At 66.8% G+C, this 14,579-nt stretch carries 13 protein-coding genes; 6 read left to right on the forward strand and 7 right to left on the reverse strand.

Going from position 1 to position 14,579, the window contains the following annotated elements; translation table 11 throughout:
- Nucleotides 1-12: 12 nt before the first annotated feature.
- The 7 genes from ACE3UA_RS03385 to ACE3UA_RS03415 form a co-directional block, all read right to left on the reverse strand.
- Nucleotides 13-558 carry a sarcosine oxidase subunit gamma gene (locus tag ACE3UA_RS03385; RefSeq protein WP_374642514.1) on the reverse strand — a complete coding sequence of 182 codons (546 nt, stop codon included), beginning with the start codon at nucleotides 556-558 and terminating at the stop codon, nucleotides 13-15.
- Nucleotides 551-3,460: a sarcosine oxidase subunit alpha family protein gene (locus ACE3UA_RS03390; protein WP_374642516.1), complete on the reverse strand. Its 2,910-nt coding sequence runs from the start codon at nucleotides 3,458-3,460 to the stop codon at nucleotides 551-553. The genes ACE3UA_RS03385 and ACE3UA_RS03390 overlap by 8 nt, the downstream gene beginning before the upstream one ends.
- Complete coding sequence (locus ACE3UA_RS03395) at nucleotides 3,457-3,720, reverse strand: sarcosine oxidase subunit delta (RefSeq protein ID WP_374642518.1); 264 nt, start codon at nucleotides 3,718-3,720, stop codon at nucleotides 3,457-3,459. The genes ACE3UA_RS03390 and ACE3UA_RS03395 overlap by 4 nt, the downstream gene beginning before the upstream one ends.
- Nucleotides 3,721-3,814: 94 nt before the next feature.
- A complete protein-coding gene (locus ACE3UA_RS03400) occupies nucleotides 3,815-5,065 on the reverse strand; it encodes a sarcosine oxidase subunit beta family protein (protein WP_374642520.1) in 1,251 nt (416 codons plus the stop codon).
- 146 nt (nucleotides 5,066-5,211) lie between these two features.
- Complete coding sequence (locus ACE3UA_RS03405; RefSeq protein WP_374642522.1) at nucleotides 5,212-6,627, reverse strand: pilus assembly protein TadG-related protein; 1,416 nt, start codon at nucleotides 6,625-6,627, stop codon at nucleotides 5,212-5,214.
- A gap of 1 nt (nucleotide 6,628) precedes the next feature.
- Nucleotides 6,629-7,060 carry a TadE/TadG family type IV pilus assembly protein gene (locus ACE3UA_RS03410; protein WP_374642525.1) on the reverse strand — a complete coding sequence of 144 codons (432 nt, stop codon included), beginning with the start codon at nucleotides 7,058-7,060 and terminating at the stop codon, nucleotides 6,629-6,631.
- Nucleotides 7,061-7,204: 144 nt separating this feature from the next.
- Nucleotides 7,205-8,638, reverse strand: coding sequence for a Glu/Leu/Phe/Val dehydrogenase (locus tag ACE3UA_RS03415; RefSeq protein WP_374642527.1), 1,434 nt, complete (start codon nucleotides 8,636-8,638; stop codon nucleotides 7,205-7,207).
- Between the two features lie 303 nt (nucleotides 8,639-8,941).
- Here ACE3UA_RS03415 and ACE3UA_RS03420 point away from each other — a divergent pair, with 303 nt between their 5' ends.
- The 6 genes from ACE3UA_RS03420 to glpX all read left to right on the forward strand — a co-directional run bounded on the left by ACE3UA_RS03420 (nucleotide 8,942) and on the right by glpX (nucleotide 14,510).
- Entirely contained in the window at nucleotides 8,942-10,762 is a 1,821-nt protein-coding gene (locus tag ACE3UA_RS03420; RefSeq protein WP_374642529.1) for a pilus assembly protein TadG-related protein, read from the forward strand.
- Nucleotides 10,759-11,322 carry a TadE/TadG family type IV pilus assembly protein gene (locus ACE3UA_RS03425; RefSeq protein WP_374642531.1) on the forward strand — a complete coding sequence of 188 codons (564 nt, stop codon included), beginning with the start codon at nucleotides 10,759-10,761 and terminating at the stop codon, nucleotides 11,320-11,322. The genes ACE3UA_RS03420 and ACE3UA_RS03425 overlap by 4 nt, the downstream gene beginning before the upstream one ends.
- A 10-nt stretch (nucleotides 11,323-11,332) precedes the next feature.
- Entirely contained in the window at nucleotides 11,333-11,923 is a 591-nt protein-coding gene (locus tag ACE3UA_RS03430) for a TadE/TadG family type IV pilus assembly protein (RefSeq protein ID WP_374642533.1), read from the forward strand.
- 27 nt (nucleotides 11,924-11,950) lie between these two features.
- Nucleotides 11,951-12,115: a hypothetical protein gene (locus ACE3UA_RS03435; protein ID WP_374642535.1), complete on the forward strand. Its 165-nt coding sequence runs from the start codon at nucleotides 11,951-11,953 to the stop codon at nucleotides 12,113-12,115.
- Between the two features lie 65 nt (nucleotides 12,116-12,180).
- Nucleotides 12,181-13,476, forward strand: a complete 1,296-nt coding sequence (locus ACE3UA_RS03440; RefSeq protein WP_374642537.1) for a homoserine dehydrogenase — start codon at nucleotides 12,181-12,183, stop codon at nucleotides 13,474-13,476.
- 68 nt (nucleotides 13,477-13,544) lie between these two features.
- The gene (gene glpX / locus ACE3UA_RS03445; protein WP_374642539.1) at nucleotides 13,545-14,510 is read left to right on the forward strand and encodes a class II fructose-bisphosphatase; all 966 of its coding nucleotides are present in this window, start codon (nucleotides 13,545-13,547) and stop codon (nucleotides 14,508-14,510) included.
- Nucleotides 14,511-14,579 lie beyond the last annotated feature (69 nt).

Consider the following 14,579-nt stretch of genomic DNA (forward strand, 5'->3'; position numbering starts at 1 on the left):
GCGCCTTTCCGCCTAGAATTTCGTCCCGGCCCGCGCCGCCAGCATCTCCATCGCGGCGTGGATCTCGTGCCAGGCGCTGCGCGCCATCGAGCGGAAGACCATGATCTCGAAGGCATGATCGCCGGTGCGCAGGATCACCGCATTCATGTGGTTCAGCTGGCTGCGCAGCGCCGTGCCCACCGGGCAGGCCGCAAGCCGCAGGTCCAGGGGCACCAGCCGCGCCAGCACCTCGACCGCGCCGGCGCCGGACAGCCCCAGCACCGTCCAGCCGTCGGTCTGGTCGGTCAGCGCCGCGCCCTCCAGCGCCGGGGGCTCCACGCCGATCAGGAAGGCCTGGTCGCGCCCGGTCCAGACGATCCGCGAGCCCTTCTTCGCGGTAAAGGTATTCGGGCCCGGCATCGCCAGTCCCAGCGCCTTCAGCCCCTTCGCCGCCAGCTTCCCCCCGCCGGGGAACAGCGCGACCGAGGTGATCGGCCCGACCTCGACCTCGGCCAGGGTGACAGGACCCAGCGTCTCCGTGCGCCCTTCAAGGGCGGATTTCGCGATCAGTTCAGGCACGCAGCTTCTCCCCCTCCGGGTCGTGGAAGACCGGGTTCAACACCTCGCAGATCACGTCGAGGCCCCGCAGGTGATCGACCAGCCGGATCCGCTCGCCGATCCGCGACCGGCCGTCCTTCAGGAAGCCCAGCCCCAGCCAGGCCCCGACCGTGGGCGACCAGCAGACGCTGGTCACATAGCCCTGGTCCGTCTCGCGGTGCACCTCCTGCCCCGGCACGAAGAGATGCGCCCCGGCGCTGATCGCCGCCTGCGCCTTCAGGCCGACCAGCTGCTCGCGCTCCGGCCCCCACATCCCCGGCCGCGTCGCCGCCGCCTTGCCGATGCAGTCCTTCTTCGCGGACACCATCTTCTCCATCCCCAGGTCATGCGCCGTGATCCTGCCGTGGATCTCGGCATGGGTCAGGAAGCCCTTCTCGATCCGCAGGACGTTCAGCGCCTCCATCCCGTAGGGTCCGCCGCCCATGGTCTCGGCCCGCGCCACCAGATCGCGGAACAGGGCCTCGCCATAACGGGTCGGCACCGCCAGCTCATAGCCCTCCTCGCCGCTGAACGAGATGCGGAAGAGCCGCCCGTCCACCCCCCCGATCCGCACCGGGGCGACCCCCATGAAGGGCAGCTCCACCGGGGTTTCCAGGAAGGAATTGACCAGCGCCCGCGCCTTCGGTCCCGCCACCGCGAACTGCGCCCAGCTTTCCGTGACCGAGATGAACCGCAGCTGCCAGTCGGCGCAGAAGGCCTGATGCACGAAGTCGAGATGCCGCATCACCAGCCCCGCCGCCGCCGTGGTGGTCGTCATCAGGTAGTGTTCTTCGCCAAGGCGCGCCGAGGTGCCGTCATCCAGCACCAGCCCGTCCTCGCGCAGCATCAGCCCATAGCGGACGCGCCCCACCGGCAGGGTGCTGAACGTGTTGGTATAGACGAAATCCAGGAACCGCCCGGCATCCTTTCCCTGGATGTCGATCTTGCCCAGGGTCGAGACATCGGCCACGCCGACCGCCTGCCGCACCATCATGACCTCGCGGTCGCAGGCCTCGCGCCAGGTCGCCTCGCCCGGCTTCGGGAAGTAGGAGGGCCGATACCACAGCCCCGCCTCGATCATCGGCGCATGGCGGTCGCGGCTGGCCTGATCGCTGGTCAGGAAGCGTTGCGGCGCAAAGCCCTCGGCCCGGCCCCCCGCGCCCATCGCGGCGATCGACACCGGCGTATAGGGCGGGCGGAAGGTCGTGACCCCGGTCTCCGCAATCCCGCGCCCGGTCGCGTCGGCCAGCACCGCCAGCGCGCCGACGTTGGAGTTCTTGCCCTGGTCCGGCGCCATGCCCTGCGTGGTGTAGCGTTTCATGTGCTCGACGGAGCGATAGCCCTCCTGCGCCGCCAGCTTCACGTCCTTGGTCGTCACGTCATTGGCAAAGTCGAGCCAGGCCCGCCCCTTGCCCTCCACCGCCCAGAGCGCCTTGAGCCGATAGGGCGCATCCTCGGCCTCGGGCAGCGGGACAGACACCGCCCGCCCCAGGGCCTCGACCATCCGCAAGGCCGCCGCATGTCCGGTGACAAGCGCGCCATGGGTGGACATCGACCCGTTGGCCGCCCCTACCGCCACCAGCCCCGGCACCGCGCCCTCCATCGGCACGAAGGCCGCCAGATCCTCGTCCCAGCGCGGACGCCCGTTCATGTGGCAGGTCAGGTGCAGGGTCGGGTTCCAGCCGCCCGACATGGCCAGGCAATCGGTCTCGATCTCGATGATCTCCGACCCTTTCCGCACCTGGATCCCCGACAGGCCCAGCCGGCCGCGAGTCCCCACGACCTCGGCCCCGGCATGCACCGGGCAATCCTCGACGCTGAAGGCATCGGGGCGCGGGTCGATGATCGCCGCCACCTGCACCCCCGCCGCCATCAGCTCGCGCGCCGTGGCCCGCGCCGCGTCGGTGTTGGCAAACAGCGTCACCCGCTTGCCCGGCACCACGCCGTAACGGTTCAGATAGGTCCGCACCGCCGAGGCCATCATGATCCCCGGCCGGTCGTTGTCCGGGAATGCGACAGGCCGCTCCAGCGCGCCACTGGCCAGCACCGCATGCTTGGCCACGATCCGCCAGAAACATTCGCGCGGCAGGTTCGGCCGCGCGGGCTTGTGCAGCCCCACCCGCTCCAGCGCGCCCCAGGTGCCGTGGTCATAGGCCCCGGTCACCGCCGTCCGCTGCATGATCCGCACGTTCGGCAGCGCCTGCAACTCGGCCACCACCTGCGCCACCCATTCCGCCGCCGGAGCCCCGCCGATGGTTCCGCCATCCGACAGAAGCCGCCCGCCCAGCGCATGGCTCTCCTCGGCCAGGATCACATCCGCGCCCGCCCGCCCCGCGGTCAGCGCCGCCATCAGCCCGGCCGGACCGGAGCCGATCACCAGCACGTCGCAGAAGGCGAAGGCCTTCTCGTAGGTGCCCTCGTCATGCTTGCCCGAAAGGCTCCCCAGCCCCGCCGCCCGGCGGATGACCGGCTCGTAGATCCCCTCCCAGAAGGCGCGCGGCCACATGAAGGTCTTGTAGTAGAAGCCCGCCGACAGGAAGGGCGAAAGGTAGTCGTTCACCGCCAGGAGGTCGTATTTCAGCGACCCCAGCCGGTTCTGGCTCCGGCAATCCAGCCCTTCGAACACCTCCTGCACGGTCGCCCGGACGTTCGGCGTCTGGTTCGTCGCCCCCACCACCTCGACCAGCGCGTTCGGCTCCTCCGACCCGGCGGTCAGCACCCCGCGCGGCCGGTGATACTTGAAGCTGCGCCCGACCAGCCGCACGTCGTTCGCCAGCAGCGCCGAGGCCAGGGTGTCGCCCTTGTAGCCCGCATAATCCCGGCCGTCGAAGCGGAAGCGGACCGGCTTCGTGCGGTCGACCAGACCCTTGCCGTCGATCCTCATGCTTTCCGCTCCGCCACCAGTTCCACGCCGGAAATCTCATGCGTCACCGTGTTCCGCGTGACCAGAAGCCACTGCGAACAGCCCGCCTCGTGATACCAGAGATCCTTCGTCACCCCCGCCGGGTTGTCCCGCAGGTGCAGGTAGTCGTCCCAATCGGCCAAGGGGGCGCCCTCCCCCGGGCGGTGCAGATAATCCTCCGCCCCGTAGTAATAGAACTCCCGCCGGTCCCGTTCACCGCACAAGGGACATGTCAGCCGCATTGTCCGGCCTCCGCTTTCATACTGGTAGAAATATCCCCGCCGGAGGCATCCGACAGTCGAGCAAGGCGCAAGCGTCGATCCATCTTGCGCCCCCTCAATGCAGGTTGTGCTGGCTGCCGGTGCCTTCTTCGTCCAGAAGATGCCCCGTCGCAAAGCGGTCCAGCCGGAACTTGCGCGCCACCTCATGCGGCTCGCCGGTCGCCATCAGATGCGCCATGCACCAGCCGCTTGCAGGCACCGCCTTGAACCCGCCGTAGTTCCAGCCGCAGTCCAGGAACAACCCCTCGACATGCGTCTTGTCGATGACCGGAGAGCCATCCGGCGACATGTCCATGATCCCGCCCCAGCTCCGCAGCACCTTGGCGCGGCCGATCATCGGCATCAGGGTCATCCCCGCCTCCATCACATGCTCGACCATCGGCAGGTTCCCCCGCGCGGCATAGCTGGCGTAGAAATCAAGGTCGCCGCCGAACACCAGCCCGCCCTTGTCGGACTGCGAGATATAGAAATGGCCCATGCCGAAGCTGACCACATGGTCGATCACCGGCTTCAGCCCCTCGGTCACGAAAGCCTGCAGGATGTGGCTCTCGATCGGCAGCCGCATCCCCGCCATCGCCGCGACCTGGGACGACCGTCCCGCCACCACGATCCCCACCTTCTTCGCCCGGATCGCCCCGCGCGTAGTCTGCACGCCCTTCACCACCCCGTTCTCGATGTCGATCCCGGTGACCTCGCAGTTCTGGATCAGGTCGACCCCGCGCCGGTCCGCGCCCCGCGCATAGCCCCAGGCCACCGCGTCATGGCGCGCCGAGCCCCCGCGCGGATGCAGCAATCCGCCATAGATCGGAAACCGCGTCTGCTCGAAATCGAGGTAGGGCAGATGCTCCCGCACCCCCTCGCGGTCCAGCAGGATCGCATCGTCGCCCTGGTTGATCATCGCATTGCCGCGCCGGGCAAAGGCATCGCGTTGCCCGTCCGAATGAAACAGGTTGATCAGCCCGCGCTGGCTGTGCATGACGTTGTAGTTGAGGTCGGCCTCCAACCCCTCCCACAGTTTCAGACTGTGGGAATAGAACTCGCTGTTGCCCGGCAGGAAATAGTTGGCCCGCACGATGGTGGTGTTCCGCCCGACGTTGCCGCCGCCCAGATAACCCTTCTCCAGCACCGCGACATTGGTGATGCCGTGGTTCTTCGCCAGGTAATAGGCCGTCGACAGCCCGTGCCCGCCGCCGCCGATGATCACCATGTCATAGTCCGACTTCGGCGCCGGATCGCGCCAGGCGGGTTTCCAGCCCTTGTTGCCGAACAACCCTTCGGTGATGACCTTCAGGCCGGAATAGCGCATCGCATGCCTCGCCACTTTGCCGGTCGGAGTAGATGCCGGCCGTGCCGAAGATGCAAGCCCGGGGCTTGGAGGACTTCTCCGCCCGCGACGCCGGATGTCGCTTTCCGTCCCGGCGCGCAGCGGCAGGGACCGGGTCCCGCGCCGCGCTACAGCACCATGCGGAAGTAGTCGAGCGAGAGGTTGTCCTCCATCCCGGTGCCGCAGAGACCCATCTCCATGTTCGAGGTCCCCGAGACCGTGTCGCCCGAGATGATCGAGGTGCCCTTCAGCCCATCGCCATTGGCCGAGAACCGGATCTCCTTCAGCGCGATCAGCTGGCCGCCCTGGATCGTGACCCCGGACGCAAAGTCCATGCCGCCCAGGCTGACCAGCTGCGCGCCGCCGCCTTCCACGCAATTGTCGACCCTGCCGATCCGGGTGCCCGACGAACCCGAGATCGAGGCGGCGCCCGTGTGCAGCGTGGCGATCAGACCGCCCTCGATCGCGCCGCCCGAGCCGAAGCTGACCTGGCAATTGGTGATGATCACCACATCGGAAAGCACCTGCTTGACCTGCAACTGCGTGCTCGTGCTCGAGCAGTAGAGGTAATTGACCGCATTCTGTCGCAGCACCGAGACACCGTCCTTGTCCAGCAGGGTCTTGTTCGCCTCGACCTGGTTGGCGTCCGGGCTGCTTTTCTTCGGGGCGCCGTTCACGATCGTCACCTGCCGCGGCTGGCCGGTGACATAATCCAGCTGCCCGTCCCGCGTGGCCAGCCGGACATATTCCCACATCTCGGCCGAGCCGGTGGCGAAGGGCGAAGCCGCCACCTCGCGCAGGGCGTTGATCAGCCGGATCTGGATCGCGCCATAGCGCAGCGCCTCCTGCAGGCCCTCGTTCGTCTTGTATCCCGATTTCGGGATGTCCAGCCGGGTGGCATCCGGCATCGAGACGATCGTACCCTCCTGGAAGTAGTTGTTGCTGTTGATCGACACCACATCGTTGGAATGGATGCAGAAGCCCTCGAAATAGCTGTTGTTGCTCTGGATATCGACCATCTTCTCGGCCACGAATCCCTCGCGCAGGCAGGGCGGATCGTAGGTCTCGAAGACCGAGACGGTGCGCACGTTCCAGGAATCGAACCCGGCGAACTTCAGCAGGAAGGTCGCGATCTCGTTGCCCCCTGCCTCGTCGCGATGGGTCTCGACCCGGACCGCGCTGCGCGAATTCGGGTCGGGGGTAAAGGTGCGGGTGGCCGGGTTCCAGACCCCGAACCGGACATCCTCGGGGTTCACCACATTGCCGTAGAACTGGTCGGGCATGTTCCGCTCGCCCATCGCGACGCCGGCGGCGATGGCGATTTCGGGGGTGACGTCAAGGCGTTCGTTGCGTTCGTAAAGCGCGTTATGTGCCGCGCTGTCGGCCGCCATCTGCAACTGCGTCCGCTGGTTGACCATGTTCGAGACGTCCACCGCCAGGCCGCCAAGGGCCATGAAGGTAACGATCAGGATCAGCCCCCCGGTGGTGATGCTGCCGTCCTCGGCAGCGGCGAAATCCGGAATGTCCAAGAAGGTGCGCGCCATGTCAGAACTCCACCCGGTGCTCGGCGACGACCGTCATCCTCCGGTCGATCACCACGCCAAGAAAACCGATCTGCGAGATTTCACCTGTTTCAAGCGTCGCCACGGTCCGAACGACGCGGTTCAGGCTCTCGGACGTGTCGGCGGTCGCGCTGGGCGACATGGGCTGCAGCCGGGAAAGCGCATAGGCCTCGGCCTTCGCAAGCTTTTCGTCCAGGGTCTCACCCGTGAACTGGCCGGTCGAATACAGCCGGTTGGTATCCTGCAGGATGCGGATCGCCTGCGAGCGGCTCATGAACAGCATGCTCGCATCCACGATCAGCAAGAGAATCAGAAGGACGATCGGCAGCCAGAGAACGAATTCGATTGTCGCCGAAGCCTCCTCGTCGCGCAAATACGCCCGGGGGCTTCTGAAATTGTCGCCGGCGTCCACCATGATGACCCCGCTACAGAAAATATCCGTGACTTCCCGGAAACAATCGGGACAGCGACTATTACTGGCACCCCACCATATGCAATAGAATGAATGGAAAACGGACGGCTGTAAAGTTCCGTCCGTTTCCGGCCCGTGCTTTCGGACCTACAGCCCCTTGCTGCGATAGGTCTTTGCCACCCGGTCGATGGCCACGATATAGGCCGCGACGCGCAGGTCCTCGACGTCCTGGCGCGAGTGCCAGACCTCGCGCATCGACTGGTAGGCGATGCGCATCGTGTCATCCAGACCCGAGCGCACCAGCGCCAGCTCGTCCGAGCCGGTCAGGAAGCGCTGCTTGAAGTCCTGCGCCAGCGACCAGCCCAGGCCCTTGTCGGCGCTCAGCCGTTCCAGCTCCTCGACCAGAAGGCGCGAGCGCGCCTCCTCGGCCCGGCGCTGCATCCGGCCGAAGCGGATGTGGCTCAGGTTCTTCACCCATTCGAAATAGCTCACCGTCACGCCGCCGGCATTGGCATACATGTCGGGGATGATGACGCAGCCGTTGCGGCGCAGGATCTCGTCGGCGCCGAAGGTGATGGGTCCGTTCGCGGCCTCGATGATCAGCGGCGCCTTGATCCGCGCGGCATTCCCGAGGTGGATCACCCCCTCCATCGCCGCCGGGATCAGGATGTCGCAGGCCTCCTCCAGCACCGCCGCGCCCTCGGCCACGAAGCTGGCGCCCGGATAGCCCGCCAGAAGGCCGCCGGACTGGTTCATCCACTGCCGCACATCCTCGATGTCCAGCCCCTTGGGATCCATCACCGCGCCATCGCGCTCGATCACGGCGATGACCTTGCAGCCGTCCTCCTCGGACAGGAACTTGGCCGCGTGATAGCCCACGTTGCCCAGGCCCTGCACGATCAGCCGCTTGCCCTCCAGCCCGCCGGTCAGCCCGGCCCTGGCCATGTCCTCGGGATGGCGGAAGAACTCGCGCAGCGCGTATTGCACGCCGCGCCCCGTCGCCTCCTTGCGGCCCTGGATGCCGCCGGCCTCCAGCGGCTTGCCGGTGACGCAGGCCTTGGCGTTCAGCTCGGTCGTGTTCATCCGCGCATACTGGTCGGCGATCCAGGCCATCTCGCGCTCGCCCGTGCCCATGTCGGGGGCGGGGACGTTCTGCGCCGGATGGATCAGGTCGCGCTTGATCAGCTCATAGGCGAAGCGGCGGGTGATCTGTTCCAGCTCATGCTCGTCCCACTGCCGCGGATCGACGCAAAGCCCGCCCTTCGAGCCGCCGAACGGCGTCTCCACCAGCGCGCATTTGTAGGTCATCAGCGCCGCCAGCGCCTCGACCTCGTCCTGGTTGACCGCCATGGAAAAGCGGATGCCGCCCTTCACCGGCTCCATATGCTCGGAGTGGACGCTGCGGTAGCCGACGAAGGTCTCGATCTTGCCGCGCAGGCGGACGCCGAAGCGCACCGTATAGGTCGAGTTGCAGACCCGGATCTTCTGCTCCAGCCCCGGCGAAAGGTCCATCAGCCTTGCGGCGCGGTTGAACATCAGATCGACCGACTCGCGGAAACTCGGTTCTCCGGCTTGCTGCATCTTCAAAATCCTTGACCCGGTGCCCTTTGCACCGAAGCCTACACTAGCGGACATTTCCAAAGAGTGAACCCCGCCCGGACCAGTCCGACAGCAGCGAATCGCCGCATCACCGGGGGAAGGCCCCGACCGGAACTACGCACGCCCGGGAACCGGCCACACGGAATCCACAGCGTTTGTTTCCAAAAAGCGTGGTTTTCGGCGGGATCGGACAAAAATGCCATACTTCCGCCCGAAGTTACGTACAATGCCTTGTTGGATTCCTGTCGGCCGAAGGCAGGCCCGTGTTCCTTTGCAGGTGCGATGATGATGATGATTCCGGCCCTCTCCGCCAGATGCCACCGCCTCACCGCCTCGCTGCGGGCGTTCCGCGACGACGACCGCGGCGTGATGGCCGTGATCACGCTGATGCTCTTCTTCATCCTGATGGTCTTCGGCGGCATCGCCGTCGACTACATGCGCTTCGAGATCCGGCGCGTCGCGCTGCAGCAGACCATGGACCGCGCCGCCCTGGCCGCCGCGAACCTTGAGAACAAGCTCGATCCCACCTCCGTGGCCGAGGATTACTTCGCCAAGGCCCGCCTTCAGGAAGGAACCGTCAGAACCGAATATTCGGTCCCCGTGGTCCAGGTGATCGAGGGGACGAACGGCGCGTCGAAAAGCGTGACCATCAGCGCGGACGTCCGGTCCTACAACTATTTCATGGGCATGGGCTTCATGCCGGTCGACTATCTGGAGGCCCCGGCCAACACCCGCGCCGAACAGGGCGCCTCCCAGGTCGAGGTGATGCTGGTCCTCGACATCACCGGCTCGATGGATTCCCGCCTTCCCAACGACACCAAGAAGAAGATCGACGGCCTGATCGAGGCTGCGACGCTGTTCGTGAACGAGGTCAAGAACCTGGACGGGCTGAACCAGGTCTCGATCGGGGTCGTGCCCTACAACACCCAGGTCAACCTCGGCCCCGCGCTGCGGGCGCAATACGCCGCAACCAGAATCCCCACGGTGAATGGCGTGGCCAATGCCGGCGTGACCAATGTGAACTGCCTCGAGGTGCCGACCACCACCGCCTTCTTCCAGACCACCGGCATCTCGCGCACCCTGCCCCTGCCGATGTCGGTCCATGCCGACCTTGAGGGGACCACCAGCACGGGCAGCAACTCCTATTATGTTGCCTGGAACAACACGGGCTCCGCCACCCTGACGAACTGGAACACCGTCAGCGGCGGCAGCAACTACATGTGCCCGGCCTATTCCTACTCCGAGGTGCTGCTGCCGACGATGGAGCGTTCGACGGTCCTGGCCAAGATCAGCAGCCTGAAACCGGCCGGCCGGACCTCGATCATGATGGGGATGCGCTGGGGCGTGGCGCTCTTGGATGAATCGGCCCGACCGATCTATGACAACCTGCGCGCCGGCGAAACCCTGATGGCCGGCCGCCCGGCCGACAACATCGACCCGGAGACGCGCAAGATCATCGTTCTGATGACCGACGGCGAGCATGTGAAGACCAGCTGGGTGCGCGACGCCTACAAGACGGGAATCTCGCCGATCTACCGCAGCAACGTGGATGGCAACTACTCCATCTTCCACAATCGGTCCGGCACCAATCTGGACTACTGGGTCCCGCATCTCTGCACGGGCTCGAACGCGTGCACGAGTGGCTGGCGGGCGCAGCCCTGGTCGAACTCGGCCAACTCGGGCGCGTTCCGCCAGCTGGACTGGAGCGAGGTCTGGCAGGCCGTCCGCATCACCTGGGTCGCACGTCAGCTTTACGCCCGCTCCAAATACAACGGCAGCAGCGAGACGACGATCTACAATGCCCAGATGGCCCTCTTCAAGGGCGACGACAGCAACGACTCCACGGCCTATGTCCCCAAGAACACGATGGACGCGCTCCTGCAGACCAACTGCGCCGCCGCCAAGGCCAGCGGGATCGAGGTCTATGGCATCGCCTTCGGCGCGGGCAGCGATGGCGAGACGCAGATCCGCGGCTGCGCCTCGGCCAAGGGCAGCAATCCGAACGACAAGACCGGCTATTACTTCAAGCCGCAGACCAGCAGCGAGTTGACCGACGCCTTCCGCGACATCGCCTCGCAGATCTCCAAGCTGCGGCTGACGCTATGACCCGGCTCTCCTCCTCCCTGCGGCGCTTTTTCCACGACGAAGGCGGCAGCCCGACGATCGAGTTCGTGCTGACCTTCCCCTTCGTGATCAGCGTCTTCTGCCTCGGCGTGGAAAGCAGCTTCTACATGATCAAGAGCGTCAGCCTCGAGCGCAGCCTTGATCTGGTGATCCGCGACCTGCGGCTGGGCACCCTGGGCTCGATCTCGCACAGCCAGCTCAAGCACGAGATCTGCTCGCGCGCCGCCGTCCTGGGCAGTACCGCCGCCTGCGAACTGGGCATGAAGATCGAGCTTCAGCCGATCAACACCGCCAGTTTCGCCATGCCGACCACGCCGACCACCTGTGTCGACCGCACCCAGCCGATCGACCCTGCGATCCAGCCCAGCCCCTCGGAATACGCGCTTGGCGAGGGCAACCAGATCATGCTGATGCGCGTCTGCCTGCAGGCCGATCCGATGTTCAAGACCACGGTCTTCGGCGCGCGGATGAACCGGACCGGCCCCGACGGCGGCTATTCGCTGATCACGACCTCGACCTTCGTGAACGAACCGAGGACCTGAGATGCGCGCGATGTTCAACAAAGCCAGCCCGGCCCGGATGCTGCGGGAGGAGCGGGGCGCCGTCCTGATCGAATTCCTGTTCTTCTTTCCCCTGCTGATCTGGGTCCTGATCGCGATGGTCGTGTTCTGGGACGTGTTCCGCACCATCAACACCGCGCAGAAGGCCGCCTATTCGGTCTCGGACCTGATCTCGCGGCAAGAGGACAACCTGACCCCCGCCTTCGTGGACGGGATGCAGGAGGTCATGGACTATCTGATGCTGAACAGCGGCCAGGACACCCGGCTCCGCATCACCAGCCTCTATTACGACGAGGCCCAGGACAAGTACGTCCGGATCTTCTCGGTCTCGCCCGGCGGCAAGATGGACCCCTACGAGGAGGCCGACCTGCAACCGCTCGAGGACCGGATCCCGGTGATGAACAACAAGGATTCGGTGGTGATCGTCGAGACTGCGGTCGATTACACCCCGCCCTTCGACACCGGCATCTTCAATTTCGTCCGGGCGCTCGGCCCGCAGGTCTTTACCGAATTCGTGGTGACACAGCCGCGTTTCCGCAAGATGATCTGCCTTCAGAACCCCGGCTGCCCGGTCGGGATCTAGGCCGCAAGGCCAGGACCCGAGGAAACCATGACACACGCCCGCAGGCTTCTGCCCCGCCTCGCCGCCGCATCGCTTGCCCTGGCGCTGGCGGGCTGTGCCGGACCGCGCGCCGATGCGCCCGCGGCATATCCGCGGCTCCTGCCGATGGACGAGATCCTGGCCGAGGCCGGGGTCGCGCCGCGCGCCCCCTAGCATTGCGCCCCGGCCGGGTTCCGGCTACAGACATCCAGCCTGTTCCAAAGCCCGAGGTTCCGCCCATGTCCGCCCCCCTGCGTCTTGGTCTTGCCGGCCTTGGAACCGTCGGAATCGGCGTGGTGAAGATCGTCCAGGCCCAGGCCGGGCTGATCGCCGCCCGCGCCGGCCGTCCGGTGGCGATCACCGCCGTCTCGGCCCGCGATCCGCAGAAGAACCGCGATGCCGACCTCTCCGCCTATGCCTGGGAGACCGATCCCGTCGCCCTCGCCCGGCGCGAGGATGTGGATGTCTTCGTCGAGGTGATGGGCGGCCACGAAGGCCCCGCCCGCGAGGCGACCGAGGCCGCGATCGCCGCCGGCAAGGATGTCGTCACCGCCAACAAGGCGCTGCTCGCCCATCACGGCCAGGCCCTTGCCGAGGCGGCCGAGGCGAAAGGCCGCCTGATCCGCTTCGAGGCCGCCGTCGCCGGGGGCATCCCGGTGATCAAGGCCCTGACCGAGGGCCTCGCCGCCAACCGCATCAAGCGGGTGATGGGGGTGATGAACGGCACCTGCAACTATATCCTCACCCGGATGCAATCCGCGGGCCTGCCCTATGACGCCGTGTTCGAGGAGGCCCGGCAGCTCGGCTATCTCGAGGCCGACCCGAACCTCGACGTCGGCGGCATCGACGCCGGTCACAAGCTCTCCCTCCTCTCCGCCATCGCCTTCGGCACCCGCGTCTCCTTCGATGCGGTCGAGCTGGAGGGGATCGGCAATGTCTCGATTGACGACATCCGCCTGGCCGAGGACATGGGCTACCGGATCAAGCTTCTGGGCGTGGCACAGCTGACCGGCCGCGGGCTGGAGCAGCGGATGACCCCCTGCCTCGTCCCCGCCGACAGCCCGCTGGGGCAGCTTCAGGGCGGGACCAACATGGTCGTGCTGGAAGGCGATTCCGTCGGCCAGATCGTCCTGCGCGGCCCCGGCGCCGGCATGGGCCCCACCGCCAGCGCGGTCATGGCCGATGTGATCGACATCGCCCGCGGCCTGCGCCTGCCGACCTTCGGCATCCCCGCGACCGCGCTGGCCCAGCCCGTCCCCGCCAGTTCGGCCACGCCCGCGCCCTATTACCTGCGGATGACGCTTCTCGACAAACCCGGCGCGCTGGCCAAGATCGCCACCTGCCTCGGCGAGGCCGGGATCTCCATCGACCAGATGCGCCAGCTGCACCGCCCCGGCGACCGGGCCGAGGATGCCGTCGTGCTGATCGTCACCCACAAGGCCGCCCCCGCCGACGTGGCCCATGCCACCGGCCGCTTCGCCGCGACCGGCGTCCTTGTCGGCCAGCCCGTCGCGATCCGGATCGAGGAAGTCTGACGCCGTTAGCGTCAGCAGCCTTGCCGCCCCGCATCACCCCGGCTACACGGGAGAAAATGGAGGCGCACATGTCCGAAATCTCGCAATTCCAGGACCGGCTCCTCAGCCTCGGTCTCGGCCGGGTCTCCGAGGCCGCCGCCCTTGCCTCGGCCCGGCTGATCGGCCGCGGCGACGAAAAGGCCGCCGACCAGGCCGCCGTCAACGCGATGCGCGACCAGCTGAACATGCTGGACATCAAGGGCGTCGTCGTCATCGGCGAGGGCGAGCGCGACGAGGCCCCGATGCTCTATATCGGCGAGGAGGTCGGCTCGGGCGAGGGGCCGGAGGTCGACATCGCCCTCGACCCGCTGGAAGGCACCACGCTGACCGCCAAGGACATGCCGAACGCGCTGACCGTGATCGCCATGGCCCCGCGCGGCACGCTGCTGCACGCCCCCGACGTCTATATGGAGAAACTGGCGATCGGCCCCGGCTACAAGTCCGGCACCGTCACCATGGCCATGTCGCCCTCCGAGCGCGTCTCGGCGCTGGCCGCCGCCAAGGGCTGCTCGACGCATGACATCACCGTCTGCATCCTCGACCGCCCCCGGCACGAGGAACTGATCGCCGAGGTCCGCTCCACCGGGGCCGCGATCCGGCTGATCACCGACGGCGACGTCGCCGGCGTCATGCACTGCGCCGAGCCCGAGATCACCGGCATCGACATGTACATGGGCTCGGGCGGCGCGCCGGAAGGCGTCCTCGCCGCCGCCGCGCTGAAATGCATGGGCGGGCAGTTCTTCGGCAAGCTCCTGTTCCGCAACGATGACGAGCGTGCCCGCGCCCGCAAGGCCGGCATCACCAACTTCGACCGCGTCTATACCCGCGACGACCTGGTGCGCTCGGACGTGATCTTCTCGGCCACCGGGGTGACGAACGGCTCGCTTCTCGCCGGAATCAAGCGCGAACCCGGCTGGGTCACGCTGGAAACCATTCTGATGCGCTCCAAGACCGGCTCGGTCCGCCGGATGATCTACCGCACCCCGATGCGCTGATCGGTCGGCCTGCGGGTCACGGCCGCGCCACTCCCCCCTTGCACGGGGCCCGGCTTTGCGGCACCCCTG

Source organism: Tabrizicola sp. (assembly GCF_041919135.1).
GTDB lineage: Bacteria > Pseudomonadota > Alphaproteobacteria > Rhodobacterales > Rhodobacteraceae > Tabrizicola.